Origin of the sequence: Alicyclobacillus tolerans, assembly GCF_048984885.1 — a bacterium.
In the GTDB taxonomy this organism is placed as follows: domain Bacteria; phylum Bacillota; class Bacilli; order Alicyclobacillales; family Alicyclobacillaceae; genus Alicyclobacillus_I; species Alicyclobacillus_I tolerans.
On the sequence record NZ_JBMGNK010000002.1, the window covers coordinates 2,618,609 to 2,635,827 of the forward strand.

At 44.9% G+C, this 17,219-nt stretch carries 20 protein-coding genes and 2 tRNA genes; 4 read left to right on the forward strand and 18 right to left on the reverse strand.

The window, feature by feature from the left end; genetic code table 11:
• Nucleotide 1 precedes the first annotated feature (1 nt).
• Nucleotides 2–77: transfer RNA gene (locus ACOJUR_RS13395), tRNA-Phe, on the reverse strand.
• Between the two features lie 42 nt (nt 78–119).
• A tRNA-Ala gene (locus tag ACOJUR_RS13400) sits at nt 120–194 on the reverse strand.
• A gap of 221 nt (nt 195–415) precedes the next feature.
• Between ACOJUR_RS13400 and ACOJUR_RS13405 the strand changes: the two genes are divergently transcribed.
• Nucleotides 416–919: a PepSY domain-containing protein gene (locus ACOJUR_RS13405; RefSeq protein ID WP_238413525.1), complete on the forward strand. Its 504-nt coding sequence runs from the start codon at nt 416–418 to the stop codon at nt 917–919.
• Nucleotides 920–1,195: 276 nt separating this feature from the next.
• On the opposite strand, the gene speD is transcribed toward ACOJUR_RS13405, so the two are convergent.
• The 8 genes from speD to ACOJUR_RS13445 form a co-directional block, all read right to left on the reverse strand.
• Nucleotides 1,196–1,582 (reverse strand): adenosylmethionine decarboxylase, encoded by a 387-nt coding sequence (speD, locus tag ACOJUR_RS13410; RefSeq protein ID WP_420950282.1) that lies wholly within the window; start codon nt 1,580–1,582, stop codon nt 1,196–1,198.
• 229 nt (nt 1,583–1,811) lie between these two features.
• On the reverse strand, nt 1,812–2,510 hold the full coding sequence (locus ACOJUR_RS13415; protein ID WP_306954691.1) for a rhomboid family intramembrane serine protease: 699 nt from the start codon (nt 2,508–2,510) through the stop codon (nt 1,812–1,814).
• Nucleotides 2,507–3,667 carry a glycosyltransferase family 4 protein gene (locus ACOJUR_RS13420; RefSeq protein ID WP_420950283.1) on the reverse strand — a complete coding sequence of 387 codons (1,161 nt, stop codon included), beginning with the start codon at nt 3,665–3,667 and terminating at the stop codon, nt 2,507–2,509. Before ACOJUR_RS13420 ends, ACOJUR_RS13415 begins: the two co-directional genes overlap by 4 nt.
• On the reverse strand, nt 3,664–3,969 hold the full coding sequence (locus tag ACOJUR_RS13425; RefSeq protein WP_072874845.1) for a hypothetical protein: 306 nt from the start codon (nt 3,967–3,969) through the stop codon (nt 3,664–3,666). Before ACOJUR_RS13425 ends, ACOJUR_RS13420 begins: the two co-directional genes overlap by 4 nt.
• Before the next feature lie 89 nt (nt 3,970–4,058).
• Nucleotides 4,059–5,267 (reverse strand): ABC transporter permease, encoded by a 1,209-nt coding sequence (locus ACOJUR_RS13430; protein ID WP_420950284.1) that lies wholly within the window; start codon nt 5,265–5,267, stop codon nt 4,059–4,061.
• Nucleotides 5,254–5,946, reverse strand: coding sequence for an ABC transporter ATP-binding protein (locus tag ACOJUR_RS13435; RefSeq protein WP_420950285.1), 693 nt, complete (start codon nt 5,944–5,946; stop codon nt 5,254–5,256). The genes ACOJUR_RS13430 and ACOJUR_RS13435 overlap by 14 nt, the downstream gene beginning before the upstream one ends.
• Nucleotides 5,943–6,803 (reverse strand): efflux RND transporter periplasmic adaptor subunit, encoded by an 861-nt coding sequence (locus ACOJUR_RS13440; RefSeq protein WP_072874848.1) that lies wholly within the window; start codon nt 6,801–6,803, stop codon nt 5,943–5,945. The genes ACOJUR_RS13435 and ACOJUR_RS13440 overlap by 4 nt, the downstream gene beginning before the upstream one ends.
• An 87-nt stretch (nt 6,804–6,890) precedes the next feature.
• Complete coding sequence (locus ACOJUR_RS13445) at nt 6,891–7,202, reverse strand: hypothetical protein (protein WP_072874849.1); 312 nt, start codon at nt 7,200–7,202, stop codon at nt 6,891–6,893.
• Nucleotides 7,203–7,290: 88 nt separating this feature from the next.
• On the opposite strand from ACOJUR_RS13445, the gene ACOJUR_RS13450 reads away from it, so the two are divergent.
• The 3 genes from ACOJUR_RS13450 to ACOJUR_RS13460 all read left to right on the forward strand — a co-directional run bounded on the left by ACOJUR_RS13450 (nt 7,291) and on the right by ACOJUR_RS13460 (nt 9,332).
• On the forward strand, nt 7,291–7,647 hold the full coding sequence (locus tag ACOJUR_RS13450; protein ID WP_420950286.1) for a hypothetical protein: 357 nt from the start codon (nt 7,291–7,293) through the stop codon (nt 7,645–7,647).
• 63 nt (nt 7,648–7,710) lie between these two features.
• On the forward strand, nt 7,711–8,142 hold the full coding sequence (locus ACOJUR_RS13455; protein ID WP_072874851.1) for a CBS domain-containing protein: 432 nt from the start codon (nt 7,711–7,713) through the stop codon (nt 8,140–8,142).
• Between the two features lie 194 nt (nt 8,143–8,336).
• Entirely contained in the window at nt 8,337–9,332 is a 996-nt protein-coding gene (locus ACOJUR_RS13460; protein WP_420950556.1) for a fatty acid desaturase, read from the forward strand.
• 106 nt (nt 9,333–9,438) lie between these two features.
• On the opposite strand, the gene ACOJUR_RS13465 is transcribed toward ACOJUR_RS13460, so the two are convergent.
• From ACOJUR_RS13465 to leuB, 8 genes are all read right to left on the reverse strand, one after another.
• Nucleotides 9,439–9,666: an alpha/beta-type small acid-soluble spore protein gene (locus ACOJUR_RS13465; RefSeq protein ID WP_072874853.1), complete on the reverse strand. Its 228-nt coding sequence runs from the start codon at nt 9,664–9,666 to the stop codon at nt 9,439–9,441.
• 89 nt (nt 9,667–9,755) lie between these two features.
• Nucleotides 9,756–10,892 (reverse strand): citrate synthase, encoded by a 1,137-nt coding sequence (locus tag ACOJUR_RS13470; protein WP_072874854.1) that lies wholly within the window; start codon nt 10,890–10,892, stop codon nt 9,756–9,758.
• A gap of 131 nt (nt 10,893–11,023) precedes the next feature.
• Entirely contained in the window at nt 11,024–11,896 is an 873-nt protein-coding gene (locus tag ACOJUR_RS13475; protein ID WP_420950287.1) for a phosphosulfolactate synthase, read from the reverse strand.
• A 78-nt stretch (nt 11,897–11,974) separates the two neighbouring features.
• A complete protein-coding gene (locus ACOJUR_RS13480; RefSeq protein WP_072874856.1) occupies nt 11,975–12,505 on the reverse strand; it encodes a manganese efflux pump MntP in 531 nt (176 codons plus the stop codon).
• Nucleotides 12,506–12,516: 11 nt separating this feature from the next.
• The gene (locus tag ACOJUR_RS13485; protein WP_420950288.1) at nt 12,517–13,929 is read right to left on the reverse strand and encodes a folylpolyglutamate synthase/dihydrofolate synthase family protein; all 1,413 of its coding nucleotides are present in this window, start codon (nt 13,927–13,929) and stop codon (nt 12,517–12,519) included.
• 110 nt (nt 13,930–14,039) lie between these two features.
• Nucleotides 14,040–14,645 carry a 3-isopropylmalate dehydratase small subunit gene (gene leuD, locus ACOJUR_RS13490; protein WP_203115613.1) on the reverse strand — a complete coding sequence of 202 codons (606 nt, stop codon included), beginning with the start codon at nt 14,643–14,645 and terminating at the stop codon, nt 14,040–14,042.
• A complete protein-coding gene (gene leuC, locus ACOJUR_RS13495) occupies nt 14,623–16,062 on the reverse strand; it encodes a 3-isopropylmalate dehydratase large subunit (RefSeq protein WP_072875281.1) in 1,440 nt (479 codons plus the stop codon). The genes leuD and leuC overlap by 23 nt, the downstream gene beginning before the upstream one ends.
• Before the next feature lie 47 nt (nt 16,063–16,109).
• A complete protein-coding gene (gene leuB, locus ACOJUR_RS13500; protein ID WP_072875282.1) occupies nt 16,110–17,219 on the reverse strand; it encodes a 3-isopropylmalate dehydrogenase in 1,110 nt (369 codons plus the stop codon).

Here is a 17,219-nt window from a genome sequence, read left to right on the forward strand (position 1 = left end):
CTGGTGGCTCGGGACGGAATCGAACCGCCGACACGAGGATTTTCAGTCCTCTGCTCTACCGACTGAGCTACCGAGCCATTTCAACAACCATTCAACTACCGATGTGTAACATACAAGAATGGTGGAACCGATGGGACTCGAACCCACAACCCCTGCGCTGCCAGCGCAGTGCTCTCCCATTGAGCTACGGTCCCTTGCCCTTTACAAACAGCGAACGTTTTGGATTATATCGCGTTTTATTCTCTATTGCAAGCAGTGGCTGTACCTCAACTTAATTGTTCTAAACTAGCAACGCGACAATTTCATCAGAAACAGTTATCCAAATTTCTCTATAGAATCCTTTTAAGATGTATAACTTGGAATTCGTTGGACATCTTACATATAAAATGTTGCACCTCACGAAAGGGAGTAAAACATGAAAAAATGGTTGATGGCAACAAGTATGACGGCAATGCTGACGTTCGCCCCGATGTCTACAGTATTGGCTCAAAGCGCATGCCAACACAATTCTTGTAAACAACATATCCATCAAACGCTTTATCCTATTAATGCTGCCATGCAGCCAGCCGACGCTCCAGAACCGGGACGCCGTTTTGAAATTCAATCTTCTGTCCAAGTACCGCGGGACGCACTTCGTCAAGCATTCGAAGCCAGTCAAAAAGCCTATACAGAGAAGCTGCAGAAATTTGCTAAAATCTCAGCCGCTCAAGCACAAAAAGTAGTTATCAGTGAACATCCCGGTATGAAAGTTGCAGAACTTCAATTACGCAACATTCGCACAAGTCTTGTCTATATGGCTATTATTGAAGACGATGAAGACAAGTATTTGGTCGTAGTCGACGCAGGAAATGGAAAAATTCTTATGGACAAACCGCTGCCAACCCACCATACAAAAGTATTCGCGGGAAGTGGCGAGTAAGGCAAGTCAATGGATTGCAAATCATTAACAACTGCCAGACTTCAGAAAACGTATGAAAGCACGGAAAAGACACTGGGTATATTCGAAAGAACCCAGTGTCTTCTTTTTCATGCAAACAATAGACATCCCACTAATCCCTTTTACTTTATTGAAGCGTTCTTCACTTGCTGAGGTTGTCATGGGCTGTCCGAATCCCAATAAAGCTCATACAAACAAACCTATTGTCATTTTCATCTGAACAATATGAACCTATTCCTAGCCAATCGACTTACTGCTTTAAGAAATGGCTCGTGTTCTTACCTCACTTAATTGAATAGGTCCTACACCGCGCGGCACCTCAATAGACTCGAGGCGTTTAGCTCCCAAAAACCGGGTGATGTAATCACACGCTACATTTGGATCAATGCGATCTCCGCAGGTGTAAACATCAATACTCGCATAACCGTGTTCTGGAAAACTGTGAATGGTCAGGTGAGATTCTGAGATGATAACCACACCACTCACACCCTGCGGAGCAAATTTATGAAAAGCGACTTCTCGCACTTCTGCTCCTGCTTCCAGTGCTGCATTAATCATCAGTCGTTCAATTGCCTGCACATCGTTCAGCTTTTCTGCGCTACAACCCCACAGTTCTGCGATGACATGACGACCCATTGTATCCATTGCAAAATCCCCCTCCATCCAAAAGTTCCATGCCTTTCGGCATACGGAACCCACCTACACCACGGGGGAAAGTTAGTCCATAGAGGTCCTAACCCTTTAAGTGCAGGCCGCACTTGTTCCGTTTTCATCCAAAATGATTCTGGTTAAGATTACGAGGGATAGTATAAGTCTCACCCCGACAATTTGCAACACTGAAATACCTGTCAATTGCGGAATTTAGCAGAGTGTGTCAAAGACGGGCACAAACTCCTATCCAAGCAAGGCCAATGAGCACGATACAAACATAGGAAGCACCTTTCCATACCATATGCCGATTTCCGAAGTTGCGAAACAGAAAGAGCAATCCCGCCCCACAGATAAGACCTCCTAAATGAGCCAAAATGTTTATCTGGGGTTGAACGAGATCAAACAAAAGATTGACAGCTAGCAAAAACCAAATCCAATAAGTTGTACGCTTTGTAAAAAGCCCTAAATAGGACATCACAAGAATAACACCAAAGATTCCAAAAATCGCACCCGACGCACCGAGCAAAATCGTTCCTGGAGAAAAGAAAAAAACGGAAATCAAATTACCCACAATACCCGCAAGAACATAAACCACAAGAAAAAAACGCCAGCGAAAAATTTGTTCCACAATACGCAAAGACCAGAGAGAAATCATATTGACAAGCAAATGCAACCATGATGCGTGAACAAAAAGACTGGAGACGAATTCGTAAATATGGCCTCGCCAAACAGTCCCCACCACCAGCGCACCTGCCCGTACATCCCCAACTGGAGTATGTCCCGTAATAGACTGCATCAGTAAAAACCAGCCCACACAACATGCCACAAGAAGTACTGTTGCAGGCGAATTCCTCCAGGCAACTCCTAGATTCGTCCTCACTTCCTTGTAACTTGGCAAGCCTACGGACAGCGTGGTCTTCATAGGCCAGTCCTCCGCCTATGAATATAAGTCACTGGACTCCATCCTAAGAACCACTCATACCCTCGCGCATATGATTCCAGCATCTTCTCTGGCCGATATCTCGGCAAAACTTCAGCCTGAAAAGCATCAACCAAACGCCGGCGTAATTGAGGATGTTCCAGACAATAATCGAGCGCTACAGCCAGCGCTTTACTGTCTCCTTCTTTTACAATATAACCTGTTTTCTCGTGTTCAATCAGTTGAAGAATACCAGCTATGTCCGATCCGATGGTCGGTACGCCCGTAGCTCCAGCCTCTAAAATAGCCGACGGTAAGCCCTCACTTTTAGAAGGTAGCACGTGCCAATCCAAAGCAGCGTAAAAATCTTTCATTGACTGCCAAAATCCGAGAAAATGTACACGCTGCTGCAAACCTAAGCTTTCAACCATTTGCTCGTATTCCTTGCGTAAGGGACCATCCCCTGCAATCACCAAATGAGCAGAAACGTTATTCATTTGTGCAAAAGCACGCAAGAGCAAGGGTATATTTTTAACCGGATCAAACCGGGCAGCAATTCCAACCAGTGGAGTATCAAGCGGTATTTGAATTTTCTTGCGTAAGATCGATCTCAATTCCGTAGAGGCGCTTGGCATGATTTGCAAATCCAGAGCATTGGGTACAAAAGCCACATCTTTAACAGGCAATAAAGGTGCAAAAGCTTCGGAAACCACAAATAAACCCATAGCCCTGCGCAAACTGTATAAATGCAACTGTGGATAAATGATCGATTTCCATCGTGATGCAAGATAGTCGAGATAAGGGTTACTATGAATGGTACTCGTGAATGGAACGCCTGTTTGTTTTGCTATTTGTGCAGCAATCACATTTAATCTTGGACCATGAGAATGTAAAATGGCCGAACAATCCGATTGCAGCATCTGACAAATGCGTTTTTTAGCATGACGTAAAGAGGAAATCTCTAAACAGGTCTGCTCTACGGCAATCTCGCTCAATTGAGTACTGAGAGGACCATTGCCCCATAATAAAAAATGATACTCCATTCGCGCTTGTTGAGCGTAACGGGCAAGCGTCAAAAGATGAGTCGCAGCACCGCCTCGCTCGTTTCCAGCAGCTAAGACATAAACACGTAACTTTGTATTGGGTGCAATCCTATTCAAGAAGGTCGATTCCCCTGTTTGGTGTAATGTTCAATATATTCTTCAACGTCATGTTTGGTAAAACGAACGGTTTCTTGATTCATAAACAAGTAATCCAAGGAGGTTCCTAAAATCTCGGCTGCAAACTGTAAAATATGATTTCTCCTCACAGTTGGATCGTGCCAATAGGGTTGAAACATTTTGTCCAGATGCTGAAATTGCTCAACAGTTAACCCAGGGATGAGCGAGGTGAATGCTTCAGATGGCAACTCTAAAATGTCATAGTTTTTTCCTTCATATTCAATGTTGACACCCAATTTCATGTCGCTCAATCACTTCCTTTTCCACTAGCCATAGTTTCAGTATACAAAAAGGAACTCTATGGAACAAACATCGCGCCGTGACCTGTGACTTATTCATAACGCAAAGCATCGACTGGCAACAGACGGGACGCTTTTAAAGCTGGATACAATCCACAAACAAGACCAATAAGCGCAGAAAACAAAAATGCTCCAATAGCTACTTGCCAAGATACAGCAACCAGAAAATGAAAAGCCGCCCGAACTATAATAGTCACCAACACACCAAAAACAATGCCTAATAATCCACCTGTTGCGGTAAGCATCATAGATTCAAACAAAAACTGCCATACAATGGCGGATTTTGTGGCTCCAAGAGACATACGAATACCGATTTCTTGTGTTCTTTCTGTCACGGATACAAGCATAATATTCATGACTCCTACTCCACCAACCACTAAAGCAATACCTGCAACCGCCCCAATGACAAGCGTTAAAATATTAGTGATGGTCCCTATCAATTTCTCAATGCCTTGCAAAAAACCAGCCGAAGTTTCAAACGCCTCTGCGCTATGTGCATGAATATTGAGTGCTGTAACAATTCGTTGCGACAATTCTGGCACGGATACTCCTGGTTGAACGGCAATATCCATTTCTGAAGCCGTCCAATTCGGGAATATGCCTTCTAAAGTAGTATAGGGTAAATAGACCGCACCGCCTCCCAGGATGCCGTTCAATAAAGAGGGTTCTGTGGATGCTGTCACACCAATGACCTGTAAAGTTTGCCCGCCCACTACAAGCGACTGTCCGACAACATTTTCTCGTCCAAACAACTGAAGCGCAGCTTGCTGACTTAGCAATGCCACATTCTGATGGGTAAGCACATCTCCGTTTGTAAACATCCTTCCTTGGATAACGGAAAAATTAGCCAAACCGTTTAAATAATCAGGTCCACCCTCCAACATCAAATTCGCTGACTGTCTGCCTGCACTGACAGCAGCCTGCCCGTAAAGTGTTTCTGCTACTTGCAAAACTCCCTGAAATTGACGAGCAATGTCAAAATCTTCATTTGAAAATGAAAGTATTTGTCCCGGCTGAGGAATGCCTGGAACCACCAATTCACGAGGTACAATCTCAATGGTTTGCCGCAACTGGTTGTTTTCAAGAGTCGATACAACAGCATTTTGTCCGCCCTTACCAATGGCAACGATAGCGATAATCGAAGCGACGCCAATGAAAATTCCAAGCATCGTCAGCAGCGATCGAAGTAAATGTGCTCGCATGGAAAGAAACGCAGAAGTAAGAAGTTCAGTCGCGTTCATGAATATCCTCCCAAGTTCGTTCGCTGACAAACCCATCTTCTACAAATAGGTGGCGTTTCGCATATTGGGCAACACGATAATCGTGGGTAATGATAAGCAAGGTTACTCCCGACTGGTGGAGTTCTTGAAAAATCTCTAAAATTTCATGGCTGGTTGTTGAATCCAGAGCGCCAGTAGGTTCATCTGCGAGCAATAGTTCTGGACGATTGGCAAGCGCGCGGGCAATCGCCACTCTCTGTTTCTGCCCCCCTGACAATTCATTGGGAAGATGATGGAGGCGTTCAGAAAGTCCCAATGTTTCGAGTAAGTCTTCTGCCCGTTTGCGTCGTTCAGCGCGTTTCATTCCTGCATACATCATGGGGAGTTCGACATTTTGGCGTGCTGTCATTCTGGGGAGTAGATGAAAATTTTGAAACACGAAACCAATTTTTCGATTGCGCAATTGAGCCAATTCGTAGCCCGTAAGTTGTGACGTATCCTGATCATGAAACCAATACTCACCACTTGTCGGTCGATCCAAACAACCAAGAATATGCATCAAAGTAGATTTACCACTCCCAGAAGGACCCACCACTGCTACAAACTCTCCTTGGCGAATGGTAAACGTAGCCTGATGCAGTATGGTTAAACTTTCCTTCCCCATTTGATATGATTTTTGCAAATTTTTAACGCGAATCATGGCTGAACTACCACCTCACCGGATTGTAAAGAAGAAGGTGGATTGTTCACGATTTTTTGTCCGTCTGACAATCCGGAAAGGACCTGGACCAATGAATTGTCCGTCTGTCCTAATGAAACGATTTTTTCTTGAACACGATGATTTTGATATACAAACACAGCATACTGAGTTCCATCTTGAACGAGCGCAGAGTATGGAATTGTCAGGACATGCTGCGCAATAACCGTGTTCCATTCTGCATGTACTGTAAATCCATAAGGAACGGTAAAGGGAGTATGTGGTTTTATATCGACTTCTACTTGAGAAGAACCATTGACATTCTCAGCAGCGTATGGAGCTACACTGATGACTGTACCTCTCCACGTCTGACCTGGATAAGCGTCCGCAGTCAATAGGACTCGCTGGCCAGCATGGACATGAACCGCATTTTCTTCTGATACTTCAATGACAATTTGTTTTTGCAGACTGGCAACTTCGATGACGGGTTCGGGCTGACCTGAAGAATCGACTCCTTGTGGATGCACAAAAAGAACTTGCCCTGTTATGCTGGCTGGCCAAGACACACCACCAGACGTAAACAGTGCCTGTCCTTTTTTGACCACTTCACCTGGATGGACATACGTATTTTCAATAGGACCTGGCAGTTGATTGAGAAAAACCAACTGACGCTGCACAGGTTTAACGGTGCCACTCTCCATAATAGCATTGGAAAGATTATGCTTACTTACTTCAGTCCACTGCAATCGCACTGGTTTCTGACGTTGCCAGAGCAACCATCCGGCTACCGTCAGCAGACAAACCAGACATAAAATGACTAGCCACCAACCATAATGCCGCCAAAATCTGCGCCTTTGCACACGTACACCTCATAAACCGTCAATGGAGATAGCATTATTTTACCATAGACAAACTTTATAGAAAGATGGCTTATTTGGAAGGTGTATTCAGACTCTCCCATAGATAGAATACTCAGATTGACGAGGTGACATCATGACGGAAGTCGTTTCTGTTGCTTGAAGCGAGAAAGACTCTTGAATGGGTGATAAAAGATGAGACTCCACTGCTGATGTAGGCGCATACGTGTAAGTGGCTGGATTGCGCTTGACATGAGAATCCGATTTATGAACTTGCGGCTCTCTGGCTTGAGGGCGTAAAGATTCTTGATGATGGTTCAGTTGCATTTGCAAATACTCACACATCCGTACTGCTTCGCGCAAGCGCTGTGACAATTGGGAAATTTGTTCAAGCAAGTCCAAATTCCTTCACTCCTTCAAGCTCAGTCTATTCATAAGCATGGGACAATCCATCATAAGGTAAACCATGAGAATTCGGGAGGTTGTCTGCATGTCCACACAGGTCGTCTATCGCGTCTTTGGATGGTGTTACATCATCCTTGGCGTTTGGGGATTTATATTTCACCAATTTGGAGATTATATGCAACTGTCCAGCCAAGACAATTTTATTTTGCTTGGATTAGGCATACTCTTCATTGGACTTGCCAGATGTCGATCTCGATATCGTCTGTCAGGTGGTACTCTGTTAGGACTGATCCTTCTTTCTTGGTCCGGCCTTCCCTACCTTCCTACCATGCCTTATTTGTATTCTCCACATCCTCTTGAACTGCTTGTGCGAATCTTGACAGGAGCTTGGACAATTTATTTGGCAATTGCGGAACTACTTGCTTGGCGCAAAATTGCTTAAAATCAACTTTGCTGGAGACGATAAAGGAGAACCACACTTTATCTTGAGGAGGGCGAATGCGCAATGAAGGTCAAACACTTCATGACATCTGATGTGCAATGTTGCCAGGAAAATGATTCCATACAGCAAGCTGCGCAAATCATGGCTAGCGAGGATTGTGGCTCCGTACCAGTTTGCAAAGACAATAAAGTGGTGGGTATGATTACCGATCGCGATATTTGCTTGCGCGCTGTAGCCAAAGGCAATCTTCAGGCTACCGTCAAAGATTGTATGTCCAATCAAGTCATCACCTGCACACCAGATACTGACGCTCATGAAGCGGCTGACATCATGGCTCAACACCAAATACGCCGACTGCCTGTTGTAGATGCTCAAGGCCGAATTTGCGGCATTTGTTCGATTGGCGACCTAGCAACCGTGGATATTCATATTAACGAAGCTGGCGACGCATTGAGCAAAATCTCCGAGTGTCGTACAGCAGCAGGCGTACACTAAACATTTCAAACCCATACACATACGCCTTCACATCACACTTTAGTGTGAACGTGAAGGCGTTTTCTATTGGGTAAATACATGTTTGAGTCAATTTTCTGTGTCATTTGCAGTGTTTTGTGAATAGATTCAGCATTACAGCGTTTTATCAAGAATCACCGAATTCGAAGACAAAAGGCTGGAAAGGATGACGAGCAATTAGCACTCAAGAACACGCGCGAAAATGGAAAAAACGAATTGAACCTTTTGAAGAAGCCAATTGGAAAACTTCTACATGGCAATTGATAAACAGCAGTATTCCCTATTTAGCATTATGGTATCTGTCTGCTGAAAGTATGCTTGATCATTGGATCTGGCTAACTCCTCTGTTGGCATTGGCTGCTTCAGGTTTTTTTATGAGAATATTTATCATTTTTCATGACTGTGGTCACTACTCATTTTTCAAGCATCCCAAAACTAACGAATGGGTTGGATTATTCACAGGATTTTTGACAGGGTTTCCTTATTACAAATGGCGATACGAACATGCTTTACATCATGCAACGAGCGGAAATTTAAACCATAGAGGGATAGGTGATATTTGGATATTGACAGTTAACGAATATCGGCAACTCTCTCCTAAGAAAAAAATGATATATCGATTGTATCGTAATCCACTTATTTTATTTGGATTAGGACCTATATATCTTTTTTGCAAAGCACGCATGAACCGAAAAGGAGCAGAACGAAAAGAACGATGGAACACGTATGGAACAACAATTTTCATTTTAACTTCTCTTCTGGTACTGGGAAGCTATTGGGGATGGCAAGTGGTACTGGTGGTACAAGGAACCATTTTTTATGGTTCTGGTATCATCGGTATTTGGTTATTTTATATTCAGCATCAATTTGATGGCAGTTATTTTGAAGAACAAAATAAGTGGAATTATTTTGACGCCGCTCTGCAGGGGAGTTCATTTTACAAGCTCCCACTCATTTTACAATGGTTTACGGGTAATATTGGATTCCATCATGTACACCATCTTGGTCCCCGTATTCCCAATTATCAGTTGCAAAAAGCACACGAAAATGTTGATGCTTTTCGCCAGGTTCGACATATTGGGTTGAGGCAGAGTTTAGATTCCCTATTCTATCGTTTGTGGGATGAGGAACAGAAAAAATTTATCCATTTCAGCGAAATTAGGGACGATTAGAAAGCTTTTTCTTCCCACAATAAAATATAAAAAACTCATACTTAACGGGGCTATTCCTACCGTCATCAAAGATGACCTATAGGATAGCCCCATTGTTCAAACCCTATTATTCAACCGAGGATTCAGTCGCAGCTAGTCTTTGCTGTGCATAGGCAACTAATTTTTTGGTAATACTTCCACCAATAGAACCATTTTCATAAGACGAAACAGCTCCCCAATAACCGTCAGCTGGTGGGGTAATGCCAAGTTCTGAGGCAACTTCATATTTCAGCGATTGTAGAGCCTGGGTAGCCTGCTGAATCAGCAATGGATTCGATGAGCTATTCTGCGTCATGTGTAACGCCTCCTCAGAGAGTCTTAGATGAACTTGCAATCTTAATGTGCCCTGAGGAGAAGGTGTTAGACAAACACATATTACCGTTGTTACCGTTGTTCGATAGGGACAAATTGGGCATGAGTGAGCCCAGTATATTCTGCTCGCGGACGAATCAAGCGATTGTTTTGATATTGTTCAAGCACATGAGCCGTCCAACCCGCGATGCGACTGCAGGCAAAAATCGGTGTATAAAGATGTGTGGGTAATCCAAGCGAATAATACATGGATGCTGAGTAAAAGTCGACGTTTGGGTTGAGACCTTTTTTCTCTTTGACAACGCGCTCGACAATTTGCGACATCTCAAACCATTTCGTCTCACCCTTTAGTTCTCCTGCTTGCTTGCTCAACTGGCGCAGATGAGTCGCACGCGGATCTTCCGTACGATAAACGCGATGGCCAAAGCCCATAATTTTTTTCTTTTGCTCCAAAGCATTTTCAATCCAAGCTTCCGCTTTATTTATGTCACCGATTTCCAACAACATCTTCATGACTTGCTCATTCGCTCCACCATGCAGTGGGCCTTTGAGCGTTCCAACAGCAGACGTAATTGCTGAGTACATATCAGACAGTGTTCCCGCCGTGACACGAGCTGAAAATGTAGAAGCATTCAATTCATGGTCAGCATGCAAAATCAAAGCGATATTAAACGCTTTTTCCTCAAATTCTGTAGGCTTTTTTCCATTTAGCTGATAAAAGAAATCAGCCGCTGCGCTGAGCGTTGTATCGGGCTGAACAGGTTCGAGACCTTGACGAATCCGTTCAAATCCAGTAACAAGAGCAGGAATTTTAGCCACTAAGCGAGTTGCCTTGCGGAGATTGGCTTCCAGAGTTTCATGACCTTCGTCTGGATCGTACAGCCCAAGAAAAGATACTGCTGTACGTAATACCTCCATAGCATTGGAGTTTTTCGGTAACGATTTTAACAGTTTCAGCGTAGGTTCATCCAACTTACGCTCATTCGCTATTTCTTGAGTCAATTGCTGCAATTCAGTTTTATTGGGCAATTTACCGTGCCAAAGAAGATAAATAACTTCCTCGAAAGTCGCATGGCCTGCAATCAAATCGTGGATATCATAACCCTGGTAGACAAGCCGTCCCTCTTTACCATCCACAAAGCAAATATTGGATGTATTAGCTACAACATCTTCTAACCCGGCAACAAATGCGGTTGAATCGTTTGCCATGGATAATCCCTCCACTCCCAGATATGTTTCCTGCTTTGATCAAACATTGGTTGCAAAAACCCGTGCAACGAGATCGTCCATCCTAATTTGAGTATACTACAAATGAGGCTGACAAAAAAATTGACATGCCATCATTTTTTCTCGGGAGGCATCCATAAGCCCTGATTCAATTTGGTCTTTAACCCTTCTTGTCGCTGGGAAGGAGCGTATATGTCTATCTCATTCCCAAGCATCCATTCCTTGGGTTTTGCAGAGCATTCTCCAAGCAATCTTCTTCGGGCAGACTCAACAATCATCAGTTGCTGCGGACGCACAAGATGCATATTTAGATTCCCCAAAGCAAGTTGCGGCAATCGAGAAAGTTCTTCCGCGTCAGGCACTGGCCAAACCAAATGATGTATTCGTTCTCCAAAAGCCTCTTCCAGAATAGGTTGCCACTCTTTGTAAAAGGTAAAAGCGGATGTACGATGATCTTCTGCTAACAACTGAATGTAATCAACTCCAGCCATCAAATGAGCAGCAATCAAAGCAAGATAAGAAGGAACAGAATCTGGCGAAGAAGGAAGTACCAACTCTGTAAAAACTGTAAAATTTTTATTTTTACTTTCTTCTATTCGTGTCACCCAATGGCTGTTTTTTGCGTCAGCTAGACGAAAACTGATTTCCACCGCATCGAAACCTGCTTCATGAAGCGCGTCCAAAAATTCTCCGGATTCATTACGCATCTCCGCATACTCAAACAAAACACCAGAAGATAGAGGCCGAATATGATACTCGTGACAAAGGGAAATTTTATTTTGCAGAATAGAAGGTGTAGTGAATACAGGGCTGCCGTAAGCAAACTTCCAAAAGTCTATATATGGATGTACATTTTGTAAACTTGCCTGCATGAAACTAAAAGGAATCCCAGTATCCATAGCGACTGTGATGCCGCGAAATCTTGGTTTTTCCGCACGTTTGGGCAACTGGGCTGTATACCAGACGTTCCAAGGCAAAGATTCCATCTACCGATTCCCTCCCATCGCCAATAGCACAGTCTATGGCATGAGGCGGATTCCGGTGTCTCAGAGAAACGCCGATTCCTAAAGGGCAAAAACACAAGCTATAACAACCAAAAGCGCTCCAGCAAACTGATGAACAGGCATACGCAAAGAACGTCCTAGCCAGCGGCCCGTCTCAAGCGCCAAAATAGTCATCAAAAGCGAGATGGCTCCAAAAGTTAAACTGGCATCAATCCAAGGAACACGCATGACACCCAGCCCAAAACCCACCGTTAAATTATCGAGGGAAAGAATGATAGCTAAAAGCCAAGTTTTCCATGTCGATCCGTTTGTCGTTTTTTCCGTTTCTTCGTTTTCTTTCTGAAAGAAGGTATATACACCGACTAAAGCCAGCAAAATAGCTCCAAACCAATGGGCACTTTGATGCAACGAGACAGACAACTGATGCCCCAGCAACAGACCTATTGCTGGCATCACAGCCTCAAAAAGGGCAAACAGCAAAGCAGTCCGCCACTGTTGTCGTCGTTGTATGCCAGCAGCACCGATTCCTACGGCGGCGGCGGCATTATTGGCTGCCAAAACAACACCAGCCAGCACCAGTTTCAAAAACACAAGAATCCTCCTTACTCTTTAGCCGTCAGTGACTTACCATCACCTTTCTGTTTAGTCGGTTGATTCCATATCGAACCCGTATCGATTTTCAAATATTGAAAAACGTCCGTTAAAAACGACTGGGTTCCCAGCAGCCAAATTTCATCGACAGAAAGATGATCCAAAGCCATTTGCCAGGCGCTTGCAAAAGAATGAGTTTCCTTCCCTATTTTGCCCATCTGTTGCCATACACCTACCCAATGGCGGGAAAATTGCAGATGCGGATTTTGAGCTCTGCAAAATATAATCCAATCTAGATACTCATGCAATTCATTGAGCAATCCTTCGCCATCTTTATCATCCGGCAAACAGACAATAGCTCCCCTCCTCTTATTCCCCAATTGACCAATGGCATCCAAATAATTCAATACTCGTCGCGCATTTTCCCTGTGGATTGCTCCATCTAACAATGTTGGTACGGAAAGGTTAGGAAGATACTGCATGCGACCAGGAAGCGCAAGATCTTCAATATGCAACTCCAGAGATGCTTCGCTAAAGGGGCGCAACATTCGCCATATTTGCCATGCGGCCTCCATAACCACTACCAGATTACTGCGAAACGCCTCCAAAACGGTCGGTCCGTAAATGGTAAACATGGGACCCGAAGTCGTCACACGATATTCATCGATGTTATCTTTACGGCAGACAAGCTGACATTGATTCATTTGTGCCCGGATAGGCTCGGGAAGATGCAACTCAGCACGGATGGTTTCAAGAATTTGTCCGGTTTCTTGAGGTTGAGGATGTAAAACCCACCAGCGTGTATCAGACGTTAAGATACCTATTTTTTCCCATATAACATCCCGTAACTCTGGTCCCAATTGCATTTTGTGCTCTAGGAAAACAGGCGTCATCAGTGCACCCTGATGCACAATCTGATTCACATCATCATGACGCGCTCCTCGCCCCAGTTCAAAAATATTGACATCCGTTTGATGATCGCGAAAAAATTCTGCCGCAATTGCCGCAACGTATCCCACTGGACCAAAATAGTGATGAGCAGGCAATTGCAAGGTTTCGGCAGCATTGCGAATACGTTGTGCATAACGCACAAAATCTTTTTCGGAAATTTTTTGTCCGTTCAGTCGTATACGTTCGAGAAAATCGACCAAATGAGGAGAAGTAAACAGACCGACTGATAATCCCATTCGCTCCAATACAGCCGCTAATAGGATAGCGTGCGTTCCTTTTCCCTTGCTCCCAGTCACAGCAATATTACAAGTCGTTCGATCTGGAGAACCAAGTTGATCTAAAAGTGCACGCGTCCACTCCGGGTGCCGCCGATCACGATCAAACCCTTCAGGTAAATATGGTTTTGCCTGGTTGTAAGATTGATAAATCCATTCGATATACGAAGTTACCTGTTCCGCGAGATGGTCAGCCACAAACGTCTCTCCCCGACAATAGTTTCCCTCGCCATCATAATACAAAAAACCGTGCAATCCCCAATCAAATTGAGGTTGCACGGCAATCCCATTTCAAACTATTGATTTTTTCAATAGACCCGTTGATAGGCAACTCGATGATACAGTTCATAACGATCAATTTTTTGCTGATGGCGCAAGGTGACGCCAACATCGTCCAACCCTTCCATGAGCATCATTTTCGCATGAGCCGCAAGTGTGAAGGAAAAGGATTTGCCATCCGGTAAACGAATGACTTCTCCCGGCAAATCGACTTCCAATTCTCTCAGTACACCTTGACGGACAGGCTCCAGACCGTCCCAAGCTTCTTCACTAAGAACGACAGGAAGAACGCCATTTTTAAAGCAGTTGTTGTAAAAAATATCTGCAAAAGAACGAGCCAATATAGCCCGAAAACCGTAATCACGCAATGCCCAAACAGCGTGTTCTCGTGAACTTCCACAACCAAAATTGTCACCAGCAAGCAAAATACTCGCTCCCTGGGATTCAGGATGATTGAGAACAAACTCGGGACGCGGCTGACCCTTTTCATCGTAACGCCAATCATAAAAGAGAACATCACCAAAACCGCTCTTCTCAATGCGTTTTAAAAACTGTTTTGGAATGATCTGATCGGTATCGACGTTTGCGTTTGGCAGTACAGCAACCTTACCTCTATGCTGGTTGAATGCTTCCAACACGATTCAACTCCTTTCCTTGCATCCATTCGCGAACATCTACAAATTCCCCGGCAATAGCGGCAGCGGCTGCCATCGCGGGAGAAACAAGATGCGTACGCGCCTGGCGACCTTGACGACCTTCAAAATTTCGATTGGACGTGGAGGCACAGCGTTCACCGGCAGGAACGAGATCGGGATTCATACCCAAGCACATACTGCAGCCTGGCTCCCGCCATTCAAAGCCTGCCGCTTGAAAGATTTTATCCAGGCCCTCCTCTTCCGCCTGCTGTTTGACTTGTTTCGAACCCGGTACTACTAAGGCACGCACATGGGACGCTACACGCCTGCCTTCAACCAATGCTGCAGCCAGACGCAAATCTTCAATTCTGCCATTAGTACAAGAACCGATAAATACATGCTGAACGGGTACACCGAGCATACTCATTCCCGGAGAAAGTCCCATGTAAGCGTAGGCATTCTGCAAATCTTGTTGAGAAAACGCAGAATTTGGCGCTGCTACTTCAGGTAATAGGCTGTGCACCGAGCCGCCCATAGATGGATTTGTTCCCCACGTGACTTGAGGCTCTAATAAACTGACATCCATTTGTACAACTTTGTTGTACACAGCACCTTCATCACTTGACAATTCACGCCACAGTCGCAAACATTCCTCCCATTCTGCACCGCGCGGGGCGTGCGGACGATTTTGCAGATAAGCAAAAGTCACTTCATCTGGCGCAATCAATCCTGCACGTGCCCCAGCTTCAATACTCATATTGCAGAGTGTCATGCGTCCCTCCATGGACAAGCCACGTACAAAATCACCTGCAAACTCAATGGCGTAACCTGTGCCAAAACCAACCCCATACTTGGCAATCAAGGCGAGAATCACATCTTTTGCAAAAACTCCCGGTTGCAGTCGCCCTGTCAACTCTACCTTCAATGTTTTTGGCCGCGCTTGCCAAAGACATTGTGTTGCCAAAACATGTTCCACCTCACTGGTTCCGATGCCAAAAGCGATGGCACCAAATGCACCATGAGTCGAAGTATGGCTATCACCGCAAACAATCGTCTTGCCTGGTAAAGTAAGCCCTAGCTCCGGACCAATGACGTGAACAATCCCCTGATGGGGAGAATCGAGATCGGCCAAGCGAATACCAAAATCCCGACAGTTCTCAGCCAGCGTCTCCAACTGTTTTTTGGCTATCAAATCTACAACATGATGCGGATTGTCCGTGGGAACATTGTGATCCATCGTGGCGTAGGTCAAATCTGGACGCCGCACACGCCGACCCGCTTCCCGCAAGCCAGCAAAGGCTTGTGGTGAAGTCACTTCATGAACGAGATGCAAGTCAATGTAGAGAAGAGTTTGTCCATTCTCTAATTCTGTAACCACGTGCTGATCCCAAACTTTATCAAACAGCGTTTTGGGCATATATTCCTTCCTCCTCACTCTGCAAAACATGTGAAGTTTTCTCCCATCTACTGCGCGGATTTCATAGTCTGGCATCCGACCTGATCTTCCAAAGCAGCCAATACTCGTTCAGTCATTTCCGTCGTCGACAACGCCTGATGATGGCGACCAGCAAGATCTGCTGTTCTATATCCTTGCGAAATCACTGATAATACAGACTTTTCTAAAACGCTTGCTGCTTCATGCTGAGAAAAACTATGTTCGAGCAGCATGGACAAAGAAAGTAATGTAGCCAATGGGTTTGCTCGATTCTGTCCAGCAATATCTGGAGCGCTTCCGTGAACAGGCTCGTATAACCCTGGACCCCTCGAGGAAAGCGACGCAGAGGGAAGCATGCCGAGCGAACCCGTGATAACCGCTGCTTCATCGCTGAGAATGTCGCCAAATAAATTTTCCGTAACCACCACATCAAAAAACGTTGGCTTTTGCACCATCATCATAGCGGCGGAGTCCACCAATTGATGATGAACCTGGACTTGCGGATAATCTAAAGCCACTCGCTGAACGACTTCCCGCCATACTCGACTGCTCTCCAAAACATTCGCTTTATCCACTGAGGTCAGATGACCGCGACGTTTCGTCGCCAAATCAAATGCCACTCGAACAATGCGTTCAATCTCATCCTCTGTGTAATGAAGTGTATCGACCACTTCCAAACCGTTGGCTGTCTGGCGACGCTCTTTGGGTTCTCCAAAGTAAAGTCCACCCGTCAACTCGCGCACGATGATAAAATGACTGCCTTCCACCACTTCACGTTTGAGCGGAGAAGCATCCATTAATTCTGGGAAGACACGGATAGGCCGCAAGTTAGCAAAAACCTGCAATGTCTTGCGCAGCCCTAAAAGACCCGCTTCCGGACGAAGATCTCCGGGTAAATTATCCCATTTTGGTCCGCCAACAGCACCGAGCAGCACCGCATCACTTGCTTGGCAGATTTCCACTGTACGCTGTGGCAAGGGATGTCCGAACCGGTCAATAGCTGCACCACCAATATCCGCTTCTTCTACTTCTGTTGAAAAAGAAAAGAGAGATTCGATTTTTTTCAGAACTGTTAACGCGGCACTTGTCACCTCACGGCCAATGCCATCCCCTGGCAATACGGCAAGTCGATACTGCAT